The 13,012-nt window shown below is 64.4% G+C and carries 13 protein-coding genes; 6 read left to right on the top strand and 7 right to left on the bottom strand.

The genetic code is table 11. The annotated features are described in order from the left end of the window. Window positions 1-157 precede the first annotated feature (157 nt). Window positions 158-799: an eCIS core domain-containing protein gene (locus tag AC56PL_RS10095; RefSeq protein ID WP_497153731.1), complete on the top strand. Its 642-nt coding sequence runs from the start codon at window positions 158-160 to the stop codon at window positions 797-799. A 5-nt stretch (window positions 800-804) separates the two neighbouring features. On the opposite strand, the gene AC56PL_RS10090 is transcribed toward AC56PL_RS10095, so the two are convergent. After that, complete coding sequence (locus AC56PL_RS10090; RefSeq protein ID WP_497153730.1) at window positions 805-1,776, bottom strand: cation diffusion facilitator family transporter; 972 nt, start codon at window positions 1,774-1,776, stop codon at window positions 805-807. A gap of 156 nt (window positions 1,777-1,932) precedes the next feature. Between AC56PL_RS10090 and AC56PL_RS10085 the strand changes: the two genes are divergently transcribed. The 5 genes from AC56PL_RS10085 to AC56PL_RS10065 all read left to right on the top strand — a co-directional run bounded on the left by AC56PL_RS10085 (window position 1,933) and on the right by AC56PL_RS10065 (window position 5,755). Beyond that, on the top strand, window positions 1,933-2,274 hold the full coding sequence (locus AC56PL_RS10085) for a metalloregulator ArsR/SmtB family transcription factor (RefSeq protein ID WP_495513565.1): 342 nt from the start codon (window positions 1,933-1,935) through the stop codon (window positions 2,272-2,274). Continuing rightward, entirely contained in the window at window positions 2,271-2,726 is a 456-nt protein-coding gene (locus AC56PL_RS10080) for an SRPBCC family protein (protein ID WP_497153729.1), read from the top strand. The genes AC56PL_RS10085 and AC56PL_RS10080 overlap by 4 nt, the downstream gene beginning before the upstream one ends. An 11-nt stretch (window positions 2,727-2,737) precedes the next feature. Further along, the gene (locus AC56PL_RS10075) at window positions 2,738-3,094 is read left to right on the top strand and encodes a nuclear transport factor 2 family protein (protein WP_495513563.1); all 357 of its coding nucleotides are present in this window, start codon (window positions 2,738-2,740) and stop codon (window positions 3,092-3,094) included. A 133-nt stretch (window positions 3,095-3,227) separates the two neighbouring features. Beyond that, window positions 3,228-3,620: an SRPBCC family protein gene (locus AC56PL_RS10070; protein WP_497153728.1), complete on the top strand. Its 393-nt coding sequence runs from the start codon at window positions 3,228-3,230 to the stop codon at window positions 3,618-3,620. A gap of 230 nt (window positions 3,621-3,850) precedes the next feature. Beyond that, window positions 3,851-5,755, top strand: coding sequence for a hypothetical protein (locus tag AC56PL_RS10065; RefSeq protein WP_497153727.1), 1,905 nt, complete (start codon window positions 3,851-3,853; stop codon window positions 5,753-5,755). 5 nt (window positions 5,756-5,760) lie between these two features. On the opposite strand, the gene AC56PL_RS10060 is transcribed toward AC56PL_RS10065, so the two are convergent. From AC56PL_RS10060 to gad, 6 genes are all read right to left on the bottom strand, one after another. Then, the gene (locus AC56PL_RS10060; protein WP_497153726.1) at window positions 5,761-7,800 is read right to left on the bottom strand and encodes an ATP-binding protein; all 2,040 of its coding nucleotides are present in this window, start codon (window positions 7,798-7,800) and stop codon (window positions 5,761-5,763) included. Then, complete coding sequence (locus tag AC56PL_RS10055; protein ID WP_495513559.1) at window positions 7,797-8,405, bottom strand: Pvc16 family protein; 609 nt, start codon at window positions 8,403-8,405, stop codon at window positions 7,797-7,799. The genes AC56PL_RS10060 and AC56PL_RS10055 overlap by 4 nt, the downstream gene beginning before the upstream one ends. Before the next feature lie 3 nt (window positions 8,406-8,408). After that, window positions 8,409-9,035 (bottom strand): response regulator transcription factor, encoded by a 627-nt coding sequence (locus AC56PL_RS10050; RefSeq protein WP_482136946.1) that lies wholly within the window; start codon window positions 9,033-9,035, stop codon window positions 8,409-8,411. Window positions 9,036-9,085: 50 nt separating this feature from the next. Further along, window positions 9,086-10,381: a trypsin-like peptidase domain-containing protein gene (locus tag AC56PL_RS10045; RefSeq protein WP_497153725.1), complete on the bottom strand. Its 1,296-nt coding sequence runs from the start codon at window positions 10,379-10,381 to the stop codon at window positions 9,086-9,088. A gap of 49 nt (window positions 10,382-10,430) precedes the next feature. Beyond that, window positions 10,431-11,495, bottom strand: coding sequence for a DUF6777 domain-containing protein (locus AC56PL_RS10040; RefSeq protein ID WP_497153724.1), 1,065 nt, complete (start codon window positions 11,493-11,495; stop codon window positions 10,431-10,433). A 121-nt stretch (window positions 11,496-11,616) separates the two neighbouring features. After that, window positions 11,617-12,987: a glutamate decarboxylase gene (gene gad, locus AC56PL_RS10035; protein WP_495513556.1), complete on the bottom strand. Its 1,371-nt coding sequence runs from the start codon at window positions 12,985-12,987 to the stop codon at window positions 11,617-11,619. Between the last annotated feature and the right edge of the window lie 25 nt (window positions 12,988-13,012).

Below are 13,012 nucleotides of genomic sequence, written 5' to 3'. Positions count from 1 at the left end.
CCTTGCTGGGCAGTTGATGTCCTGATCATTGCCGCGCCGGATCGATGGCATAAGTGGCCTTCGGACTCCCATGAAGGCAGGGCGGTGTGCACAAAAGGGCAGAGTTGCCCGACGACGTCGGATGTTGCCCGGTCCGGTCGTAATCTGGTGATAGAAGGTGACTTCGACGACTGGAGCAGTGATGGCCGATCACCACAGTGAACACGCGTCGGGTCTCGGACCGGCCAGTGCGAGCCGACCGGAGCGGCGGGCCGATCCGATCCGGACAGGTGGCGTCAGCCGTGAGGAAGTACTGGGCAGCGCCGGATTACGAGACCTGCAACGTACCGCGGGTAACGCGGCCGTCACCGAGATGCTCGAGGGTCGGTCGCCGATCGACGGTGTCATCGGTGCTGGAGGCGGCCGACCGTTGGAGCCTGCGGTGCGGGCCGACATGGAATCACGGCTCGGGCATGATTTCGGGGATGTTCGCATCCACGACGACGGGGCTGCGCATCAATCGGCGACAGCGGTCGATGCCCACGCGTACACCGTCGGATCCGACGTTGTGTTCCAGCGAGACCTCTACGACCCGAGCTCGACCAATGGGCGGGTGATGCTGGCCCATGAACTCACCCATGTGGTGCAACAGCGCAACGGACCCGTCGACGGGACACCGACGTCCGACGGGATCAGCGTCTCCGACCCGTCAGATCGCTTCGAGCAGGAAGCAGTCGCGAATGCCGATCGGGTGGCCGGCGCGGACGCGCCGCCGGTACAACGTGCCGAGGACCAGCGCGCGGACCTCGACGGCGAATGAGACCGTCAGGAATCGGGAATCAGATCGGGCTCGTCGGGTGTCGCGAGCGTCAACACCGCTTCGATGACACGCGGGTCGTTCTCCAGTTCGGCCTCGATTCTCCGCAGGGCGATGGCAACCGAGGATTCGTCGTTGTTGCCGGTGATATCGATCGCGGCCACCAGGAATAGTGCAGCGGGCCCGGCATATTCGATGTGCAGGTAGGTGACCCGATCGACGTCGGGGTGCGCGAGGAGCCTGCGGAGCACCCGCCGGCGGGTTGCGTTGTCGACGGTTTGACCGAGCAGGAACCGACGATTCTGGTTGATGAGGACCACGGCGACCACACCGAGCAGGATTCCCACCAGGACAGAGCCAAGGGCGTCGTAGGTTGGTGAACCGGTGACCTGATTCAGGAATACGCCGAGAAATGCGATGGCCAGGCCGATCAACGCGGCCGAATCCTCGGCGAACACGGCCCGCAATGTCGGGTCGGATGTCCGGATGACCTGGTCCAGCAACCTGATTCGACGTTTCTCCGCCCCTTGTTTGGCCTGATGGTAGGACCGCAGGAACGAAATGGCCTCGAGCGCGGCGGAAATGGCGAGAACGACGTATGCCACCCCGTAGTCGCGTGCCGGCTCCGGTGAGAGCAGCTCGGAGATACCGTGCTGAATGGAGACTGCCGAACCGACCGTGAAGAGCCCGAACGCCGCGAACATCGACCAGATGTAAGCCTCGTTGCCGTATCCCCGTGGATGCTGGACATCCCGGGCTCGGTGGGAGCGGTGTTCGGCGATCAGCAGCAGGATTTCGTTGCCGGTGTCGGCCCAGGAGTGTGCCGCCTCGGCCACCATCGAAGCTGATCCGGTGATCACTGCTGCGCCGGTTTTCGCGATGGCGACCAGCAGGTTCGAGATGAAGGCGATGAGCACCGTCAGAAAGCTCTCGCTCTGGCCGGCTCCGGAGGAGTCGATCCGTTCAGTCGGCTTCGTCATGTGAACCTCCCGTTCCGAGGGTATTCGCCGTCGTCGGGTTGGGGACGATCTCCAGATCTTCGACCCTGGCGAACACGGCATGCCCGAGCGGACGGGCGAACCGTCATTCAACAAATACACCTTTGTGCAAATAATGGTTTGTGTTAACGTGGCGACGTGAGTTCCTCAATGGCCGTTCAACACCTCGACTCCGCGTTCACCGCGCTCGGGGATCCGGTGCGGCGTGCGCTCATCGCCCGTCTGGCGCTCGGTGACGCCACGGTCGGCGAACTCGCGGAGCCCTTTGATCTGACCCAGCAGGCGATCTCGCACCACGTGGGTGTCCTGCGGAAATGCGGCCTGGTCGAGCAGCGGCGGGAGGGCACCCGCAGGCCCTGCACTTTGAGCACCGCCCGCCTGGCTGCGATGAGCACGTGGATCGACGACCAGCGCCGCATATGGGACGACAGACTCAACGTGCTCGAGACGCACTTGGTGAACGAGGGAGAGGTCCGTTGACCGACGCCACATCGCAACTCATCGGCGACGAATTGATCGCACAGCGAAGCCTGCCGGTACACGTTGACCGGGTATGGGAGGCCTTCACGTCACCGGCGGGCGTTGCGGCGTTCTGGGGTGGGTCTCACGCCACGGTGCCAGTCGATTCGGTGATCATCGACCTACGCGTCGGGGGTGAGTTCTCAATGGACACCCGCGGATCGGGCGGGACGACCAGTCGACTTCGCTTCACATATGTCAGCGTCACCGACCGCTCGGAGCTCGTGTTCGACGAACCCGTCACGGGGCTCCGGACCACCGTCCGCATGGGCGTCACCGCCACCGGAACTGACCTGACCATTCATCAGCAGCGTCTCCCGGCAGAGCTTCAGACCGCACAGGCGGCACAGGGGCTCGCTTCGATTCTTGATGCGCTCGCCGTGTACTTGTCCCCCGGATCGATCACGAGATGATGGAGAACAAAATGACCAAGACCGGCCAACGAGACCTGGTTGCCGAATATTTCGAAGGGTTTCGCAAGAGCGACCACCCACGCATCCTGGCAACTCTCACCGACGATGTGGAATGGGTGATCCACGGTCACCGAACCACCCGAGGCAAGTCCGAGTTCGACGGGGAGATCGAGAACCCGGCGTTCACGGGCAGCCCAACACTCGACCTCGAACGCGTGTATGAAGACGGGCAGGTGGTGGTGACGACTGGCGTAGGTGGCGGGGCGTCCGTTGAGCACGGCCCGTTTCAGTTCGCCTTCAACGACATGTTCACTTTCCGGGACGGTCTCATCGCCCGGGTGGACTCTTACGTCGTTCCGCTTTCCTGATCCGAGCGGATCAGAGGTACAGAGGAGGAGAAAATGACCAGCGCCCTGGATCCCGGTCGACCGTTCACCGGCAGTGAGCGAGAGCTGTTGGAGAACACCGCCCAGTACCGGACAGAGATGAAGGGGTTTCGCAGTGCGTAGTCGCCACCTCAGCCGGGTGATCCCGGCCCAGGCCGCCGATGTCTATGAGTTTGCATCGAATCCGGACAACCTGCCCAAATGGGCGGCCGGACTTGCGAAGTCCGAAGTGACCCGTGACGGTGACACGCTGTTCGCGGACTCCCCGATGGGCACGGTGGCCGTCCGTTTCGTACCCCACAATGAGTACGGCATCCTGGACCATGACGTGATACTGCCTTCCGGGACGACGGTCAACAATCCCATTCGGGTACTGGCCCATCCCGAAGGGTCCGAGGTCGTGTTCACCATCCGACAGATCGAGTTGAGCGACGACGAGTTCGACCGTGACTGTCGGTTGGTGGAAGCAGATCTCGCTCGCTTGGGCGAACTTCTCACGACCAGATGAGGTCGGGCAGGCTGCCGGCTTGATTCTGTGTTGCGGCAGAACGACGTCCGGTAATTGCCATGCGTCTGAAGCCACACGTCGGGATGGCTCCTGCCATCAGTGCCGAGAACCCTGCCCGTAAGGGCAACGTGTCTTGGCTCTTTCGTGATGGGACCACTCGTCGATGCCAGGCACGCTTGTCGCATGCGATGCGCAGAAACGGAATACCGAGTCGACGCCGACGGTGGGCCATGAGCACCCTGGCCTGCCCAGAATGTGGATCCGGCAACGCGCCCGGCACCCAGTTCTGTGTGGAGTGTGACACCTACCTGGGTTGGACGACGGCACCGTCGGCGCGGGCAGCGGTCACGCCATCGTCTGGAGCACCGCCCGCCGGGACCACGACGGCGCCGCGGACCTCGCCGGACGCCGGCCGAGTAGTTGTCCCGACTGTCGAAACGGGCACGACCACAGCAACTCTGGAACCAGACACCGGGGTGACGGTCGAGCTTCGGATGTACAACCCTTCTCCCATCGTCGACGGCTATCGCGTCGAGTTACTCACGGCACCAGAGTGGTTGATGGTCGAGCATGGTGAGATCCGGCTGATGCCCCACACGGATTCGATGATCCCGGTGACGTTCGCCCTCGCCGAGGGGAGTGTTGTGGTGGCGCAGACGATCAGCGTGCCGCTGCGCGTGCGGTCTCTGACCGATCCGGAGAAGTTCACCGATGCCGAGATCGAACTCGTGATCCCGCGGGCCGGTCGGGCGGTGGCGCTCAGCGCCCACCCCACGCTGGTCCGGCTCGTCGACGAGACGGCCGGGACCGCCCGCATCGATCTCGACAACACTGCCAGCAACTACCCGCAGACGGTGATACTCGGCGGCACCGATGCCGAAGGCGTGGTGCGATTTTCGTTCACACCCCCCTCGGTCGAGGTCCCAGCCGGGGGGACATCCAGTGTCGACATGCGTTTCGAGACCCCGGTACTCGACTACGGAACCCAGACCTCGCGACAGCTCACGGTCACCGCCAGCAGCGGCGAGGACTCCACCGATGCCCAGATCACGGTGAACCAGCAGCGATCACCGGCTCCCGAAGACGTACCGGCGGAACTGCGTCTGGAACCCAGCGTCCTACGGGTCACCGACTACCCCGCGGCCGACCTCGACGTGGTCATCGACAACCGGCGGGGCAGCGCCGACCGGCAACTCACCCTCGGCGGTCGGGACCCGGAGAACAAGGTTCGATTCAACTTCGCCACCACATCGTTGTATGTGCCTGCCGGGGAGATCGCGGTTGTCCGTCTGAATGTGCAATCGACACCACCGCCCGAGGGCGAGGAAGTCTCAAAGCCGTTCACCGTCATGGCCGCCGATGAGAACGAGGAACTGGAGGTGAACGGCACATTGACGCTGATCACCTCGACCTCCTCGATCACCACCGCATCGTTGCGGCTGCATCCGGCCAGAGTTCAGCGTCGGAACAGCGGCTCGGCACGGTTCAAGGTCATCGTGGACAACGCCAGATCGAGTCGACCGCTCAATGTCGAACTCGCCGGATCCGATCCCGAGGCGGAAGTGCGATTCGCCTTCAGTCCGGCACGTTTCGAAGTTCCTGCCGGCCAATCGATGTGGGCGTGGTTGTCGGTGAACGCGAGTCAACCGGAGCCGGGAGGCAAGATCGAGAGATCGCTGACCGTGGAGGCCTCGGACGGCAGGGGCCGGATATCCGCCGAAGGCACACTCGTGCAACACACTTCGGACTGGATGCCGGTGGCGCGGGTTGTCCTCACCGTTCTCGGTGGTCTCACCGCAATCATCGGTGCGCTTGCCCCTTGGACGATCAACCTGCCCGACTACTACTTCGACCGACTCCTGAACCCGAGCGCCGAGGCGGACTTCGTCGAGCAGTCACAACCCGCGGCACGCCTCGCCGTCCTCGTGCTCGCCGGACTGATGATGTGGGGCATCACCGGGAAGACCGGCAAGCTGACCCGGACCTCGGCGATCCTGTTGGCCACGACGGTGATCGGCTACCTGGTCTACCTCACGGTGCAGTACGGCACCGGTGGACCGATGTACGGTGCCATCCTCGTGGTTGCCGGGGCGGTCCTGGGCGGGCTCGGCGGACTCTGCATCCGCAATCGCTGAACGGGTCAGGCTCGGTCGGCCAGGTACCCGCCAAACTCACGTTCACCGATCAAACGCCCCAGCTTACGATATTCATGGGCGATCGCCGCCACGACGTCGGCGGTGGTGATCGAGCGATCCTCCGCAGCCGCGCGGTAGCCCGCCGTCACCGACGCCGATCGAATATTGCCGCCCGCCAACGTGAATGCCCGCGCGCAATGGTCCAGGTCGATATCCGGGGACGCCGGCACCGGAGGCTGCAGACACCGCTGCCACAAATCGAGGCGGGCGTCGCAATCCGGTTGCGGGAAATCGATCAGGGCGTCGAGTCGGCGGGTGAACGCATCATCGAGGTTCGACCGCAGGTTGGTCGTCAACACCGCGAGACCGTCAAACGACTCCATCCGCTGAAGCAGGTACGCGGTCTCGATGTTGGCGTACCGGTCCTGCGCGTCCCGAACCTCACTGCGCTTGCCGAACAATGCATCGGCCTCATCGAAAACCAGTACAGCGTTGACCGATTCGGCCTCGTCGAAGATCTTGTCGAGGTTCTTTTCCGTCTCGCCGATCCACTTCGACACCACGCTCGACAACCCGACCGTGTACATCTCGAGTCCCAGGTCGGCCGCGATCACCTCGGCGGCCAAGGTTTTCCCGGTTCCGGATTCGCCCGCGAACAGACCGATCACCCCGCGACCGCGGGCACCGCCTCGGCGCATGCCCCATTCGGTCAGGACGCGGTCGCGGTGCCGGGCCCGGGCGGCGAGGTCGTGGAGCGAGTCTTCCACCGGCGCAGGAACAATCAGATCTGTCCATCCGACGGCGGGTGTGATCCGGCGGGCCAGACGTTCGAGCCCGGCGGCGTTCTGGGCACGGGCCCCGGCCTGCAGGTGCGTTGCGGAGACAGCGTCGCCGGTGGCGCGGGCAGCGATCTGTGCCGATGTCACCGTTCGACGGACCTGGACCGGCGTCAACGCGAAATGACCGCCCACCTCCTCGGCGGGAACCGCGGAGGACGTGTCTCCGAGGGCAGCTGTCCACAGCGACAACCGATCCGACTCGGTCAGGCGGGGCGCATTCAGGACGAGTGGAACCTTGTCGCACCACAACGGATTCCATGGTGCCCGCCCCACGATGATGACAGGGATCGTGAACTGCGAGAGTTGTCCGACGACCGTTGCGATGTTGTCGCCCAGCGCATCGGCCGGCGCGAAGACGACAACCGCGCCACGGAGAAGGGCCTCCCGCCGGACCGCGAGAAGGATTTCGGCGAGGTCCTCGGACCCGAAACGTTCCGCGTCGATCCCGAGATCACTGCGGCCTGCCGAAACCACAGCGGTTGCGGCCACCGCGGCACCGGCGCCCCCGGTCTGGTCGCGGATGTAGATGAGAGAGCACCCGCCGGTGATGGCCGTGGCGATGGTATCGGCCATCGGGGTCGAGAAGTGGCCGTAGTCGCAGGCCACGTGTTGCAGGACCGGCTCGAAAGTGTTGTTGCCCAGGAGATGTGCGGTGACACGATCAGGAACCCGCAACGCACGGGTGAGGAACGGCCGGTCGATCTCTTCGACGTCGATCAGGCCGTGGTCGATCAACGGCGCACCGGGGGTCAGGCGCATCCGGGCCGACACCGATATTGCCGAGACCCCGGCCAAGGTGAGAGCCAGATCAACAGTCGCCCGCCGTCGTGACACGTCGTCATTGAGGTAACCGTACAAACGCTCGAATCGTGAATCGAGGTCGGGCAACAGGCAGATGACGAGCAGTTCGGTGTCGAGTTCGGACAGGCCTGCGGTCGCGGACAATTCACGTAGCCGGATCACCGCGCCGGACTTCTCGGCGGCCACCGCGGCCGCTTCGGCGGCGCTCCTGGTCCCGTCGTCGGCAATGCCGGGGTCCGGGTGGGGGCTCAGTAGTCGATCGACCGCGTCGTCACCGAGATAGAGGCCACGAAACGGATCGTCGGGTGTCGGGTCGTTACTGCGCCGATGGTGGACGACCTCCCGAATCCGGTTCTCCACCAGCCGCGCCCGGGCCAGCAGGTAACGGGCGCTTTCGGTGTTCACGGCGACCGGCGATGGGTCTCGCGGGCCGGCGAGCCACCGAGGCCTTCGGCGACCACAACGGTGGGGTGGAGCACCGGCGGTCCGACCGGGAACGGGCGCGGTACCGCCAGCGGTGCGGTGATCACCACATCGAGTGACGGTTTCAGCTCTCCACCGAGCGCGCTCCACACATCGGCGAACGACCGGTCCTCGGGTGGCGGCAGCGCCACCGACATCGGGACGGGGAGTCCGGTCTCGGCGAGCACACCTTCCACATGCCGGGTCGGAATCGATTGGTATTGAAGGAAACACGTCAGCAGCCGGGCCAGTAGGCCGTGTTCGTCCTCGGCGCGCTGAGTCCATGCCGCCACAAGGTAGGACAGTTTGAAGTAGCGGGGCGGCAGGTGGCGGGCGGTGACGTGATTGCCCGAATACTCGTTGACCATGCCGCTTTCCCGGCGCCGCAGATCCTCACGGATGTCGTAGAGGAAGACGTCGACGGTGGGTCCGGTGCGTTTGCCCGCCCATTCTTTGGTGGGGGCGTCGAAGGTGACCTCTACGCCGGCACCGTGCAGTGCATCGTCTTCGATGATGGCGCGCAGCGCCTGGTCGACATCGGCAATCACCGTTCAGATCAACCCCTCACGCATCGCATACGCGACCGCGTGCGAGCGATTCCGCAGTTGCAATCGCGTTGTCACATCGTGCAATACGTTCTTCACGGTCCGTTCGGAGAAGCACAATTGCCGGGCGATCGCGGTGGTGTCGAGACCCTCGGCGACCAGCTTGAGGACCTCGACCTCGCGTTCGGACAGGCCGGAGAACCGGAGGCCACGCGGGGCCAATACCTGGCGTTGCAACCGGCCGACCTGATCGAGCAGGCTGCCGAGCAGATCCGCCGGGACCACGCCGCCGCCGGCAGCGACCCGGCGGATCTGGGCGATCAGTGCGTCCGCGTTCGCGTCGGCGCGGCGTACCAGGCCGCTGACCCCGGATTCGGCGGCGGCCACGACGGTGGTGTCGTCGAGGACGCCGAGTACCAACATCGTTCGCGGAATACCGCCGCGTTGCAGCGCGCGAAGGTTGCGTTTGACGGCGTCGTCGAAGCAGTCCGCGACCACGATGGCGACCTCGGCGGAATCGACGTCGGATTCGTCGACCAATCGGATCTCTGGACGCATGTGGAGTTGGCTGGCGACTCCGGCCTGCAGGATGGTGTCGTTCGAGTACACGTAGGTGAGGATGCGATGTTGCATGTGTCGACTCCCGGCTGACGATAACGTTGATTGTGGTGGCTCGTGGGTGGTCATTGTTGGGACTTTCCGCAACGACCGCAGAAGGTCTGTCCTGGGCTGAGGTCGAATCCGCAATTGGTGCAGCGGATTCCGGAGCTCTGGGGAAGCGTCGCAGTGGATCCCGCACCGCCAGGTGCCGGTCCGGCCGGAGCGGCACCTGCCATCGGGGACGGAGGTGTGGGCGCCGCGCCGGCAGGCAGAGCGCCCCCGGGGATGTCGGCGTCGGGGCCACCGGTGCGGTGGGTGCGCAGGTAATAGATCAATCCGGCGGCGGCGAGTCCGGCCACGACAACACCGATGACCACCAGCATCCAGGGTTGAAAGCCACGAGACGTCGTGTCGCCGGCCTGTTCTCGCTGCCGAACTGCATCGGTTCGCATGTCGAAGGCCTGGGGGTAAGTGGGTGCCAATTCGAGTGCGGAGTCGAAGTTTTCGACGGCACCGGCGTAGTCGCCTGCATAGTAGTTGTCGACCCCGGCGCGGTAACTGGCATCTGCCGGAGACAATTCGGGTTCCACTCCGGCGTCGGCGAGCATTTCCAACAGTCCGCTGACCGGGGCGATGTAATTGAAGGACTCTTCTTCACCGGCGGGGGAGAAGCTGTTGATCCCCAACACCCGCCCGTCCAGGTCGACGGTGGGACCACCGCTCATCCCTTTCGACATGGCAGCGCTCACCTCGTAGACAGGCGCCGTTTCAACGGTTTTGATCGCACTGATGGTGCCGCTCTTCGCAGTCGGTTCCAGGCTGAAATCAGTTACCTCATCTGTGCTCTGGGGATATCCGACCGCCAACACCGCGGTACCGACCGACGGGTCGCTTCCGTCTGTGAGCTCGGCGGACGGCAGGTTGTCGGCTTCGACCTTCAGTAGGGCGACATCACCTTTACCCAGCGGTCGTGCGTCGAGCACCGTGGCGGGAACGGGTTCGACGTTCTCGCCGGACTGGCCGGCGCCGAGTACCGAGACCGTGATGCCGCTCTGGTCGATCTCCCGGAGGACGGCGGACGAGTCGGTGCCGGAGGCGTTGGCGATGTCGTCGGCGTGGAACGTGGCGTCAACACAGTGACCGGCGGTGGCGATGTACCCGCCGGAGTTCACCACGAACCCGGTACAGCGGGACACCGCCTGATAGCCGCTGGCCGTCACCGCGGTCTCGAGGTAGACGATGGCGGGCCGGATCACCGCAGCAGCTTTGGTCTCCGGGGTGCTGGTGGGCTCTGCCGAAGCAGCACCACCCCCGAACATGCTCAGCGTGGCGGTGATCGCGGCGACTGCTGATACTGCGGTGATCCGGTCGGCGTGCAATGGTTTTCCTTTGTCCGGTCCGGGAAGTGTTCTCCGAAGAACGCAATTGCTATTCGGTGGCGGGTGGTTGTCCGGGTTCGACCTGGACATCGGTTTGTCCGTCGGTTCCGCCGGTGTCCGGGTACTGACCTTTTTGTCCGCCGGTACCGTCCCCCTCGTCGGTTCCGCCTCCGGTTCCGTTCTCGGTACCGTCGCCGGGAATCTCTTCGGGAGTCTCTTCGGCATCGGGTTCGACGGCGGGCGCGTCCTGTTCGGCACCCGGATCCACCTGATCGTCGGTACCTCCGGAGTCGTCCAAATCGACAGCGGCGTCCTCGGGTTCGGCGGGATCCGTGCCGGTCTCGACGTCCGTCGTCTGGCCTTCTGCGACCACGGCGCCGTCGACCACGGCAACTTCTTGGACGGTCATATTCGGCGCTGCGGACGGTGCCGGGGTCACCGTGATGGCCAGCGCGGGGTCGAACTTCGGCCAGGCCTGGCCGACGTAGGAGGCGGTCTCCCGATCGGATTCGGGCTCGGCCAGCGGATTGCCGCACTCGCATCGAACCTTGGGGGCACCATGACTGTCGACGAGGACTGCGGTCCCCGCCTGGAGAACCGATTGGAAAGGCTGTGCCTGGCCGTCGGAGTAGCCGTGATTGGTCACATTGGTGTCGGTGGTCAGGACCACGGGGGTCAGCGCATCGACATAGGCCGTGGCGTCGTCGGTCCCGACGACATCGGACCAGGCCTGCGCCTGCTCGGGATTGGACGCCAAGAAACTCTCGAGCTGTGCGCGATCGCAGACCGACAATTCGCTGGAACCGCCGTACAGGCCGGGCTCATCGCCGGACACCTGCGAGGTGTCTTCCCCGGAAAGTGGGGTAACGGTCGTCGAATCAAGTGTGTCGGCGGTGGCGGACAGATCCACCGGAGCGGTCACCGACTCGGTCCACGGCGAATCGCCACTGGACTGAGCTGCCTCGAGGACAACCTGATTCGCCTCGGACGGCACGTCTTTGGAGCAAGCCGCGACGATCATGACGATGCCGGCGACGAGCACTGCGAGAGTCACCGTCGACGACTTCAGGAGAACCAGAAGTGACGTTTGCGGGGTGCCGGTTTGTCGGGACATGCACTGATCGTGGTCCGGCGGCGTGTCCGATACGCGAGTAGCGCACTACCCGAATATGCGGGGGCCTTTCACCGCCGGACCGCGTATGACCGTGGCGACCCGGGTGGTCGCCCCGGCCGGTTCAGTGTGCGAAGTGTTTTTTCTGAGGAAGGTGGCCGCTGGCCTTGAGCTTGCGGAGGTCGGATATGACCTGGACGAGGTGTTGGTGCAGGACCCGGGCCATGTCGCGGGAGAAGCCCTCACGGACGACCACCCGCAGAACCGCCAGGTCGGAGACATTGTCGGGCATCGTGTAGGCAGGCACCTGCCAGCCATAGGCGCGCAAGGCGTGACTGATGTCAAAAGCGGTGAACTCGCAGGATTCGTGGAGTCTGAACGTCACGACAGGGATGGCCGAACCGTCTGTGATGATCTCGATTTCGTCTTCCTTGGCGATTTCCGCGGCGAACCATTGGCCGGTGTCGGACAGCGACTGCATGATGTCGGTGTAGCCCTGACGGCCCAGGCGCAAGAAGTTGTAGTACTGCCCGATGACCTGATTGCCCGGCCGGGAAAAGTTCAGGGTGAACGTCGGCATGTCGCCGCCGAGGTAGTTGACCCGGAAAACGAGGTCCTCGGGCAGCCAATCGCGGCTGCGCCAGACAACAAATCCGACGCCGGGGTAGGTCAGGCCGTATTTGTGTCCGGAGACGTTGATGGACACCACCCGGGGGACACGGAAGTCCCATTCCAGTTCGGGATGCAGGAAGGGGAGCACAAAGCCGCCGCTGGCACCGTCGACATGGATCGGCACGTCTACGCCACCGTCGGCGGCCAGCTTGTCGAGGGCGTCGGCGATCGCTTTGACGGGTTCGAGTTCGCCGGTATAGGTGGTACCGGCGATGACGACCACACCGATGGTGTTCTCGTCGACGGCGTCGACAACCTGCTCGGGGGTGATTACGTACCGCCCCTTCTCCATGGGGAGGTAGCGGGGTTCGACTTCGAAGTAGCGGCAGAACTTCTCCCACACAACCTGCACATTGCTGCCCATGATCAGGTTCGGCGTGCCGGATGTTGCGGTGCGCTTGGCTTTCCAGAGCCACTTGAGGGCCAGTCCGCCGAGCATGACCGCTTCGGAGGAGCCGATCGTGGAAGTGCCGGTGGCGCTGGATGCGTCGACCGGATCGAGGCCCGGCGCGTTGAACAGGTCGGCGACGATGGCGACACAGCGTTCTTCGATGGCCGCGGTCAGCGGGTATTCGTCTTTGTCGATCATGTTCTTGTCGAACGTCTCGGCCATCAACTTCTCGGCCTCGGGGTCCATCCACGTGGTGACAAACGTGGCGAGGTTGAGGCGAGAGTTTCCATCGAGCATGAGCTCGTCGTGGATGAATCGGTACGCGACTTCAGGATCCATCGATTCGGCGGGCATCTGAAGGGCCGGTATGCCCGAAACCGCAAAGCGGCCGGTATAGGCGGGAGTGATGACTCCGCGGTCGAGGTCTGACATCTCAGTGAACTCCATCGTTGGCAGA

The organism is Williamsia sp. Y721, from assembly GCF_059683565.1.
This window is presented reverse-complemented; position numbering and strand designations above follow the sequence as displayed.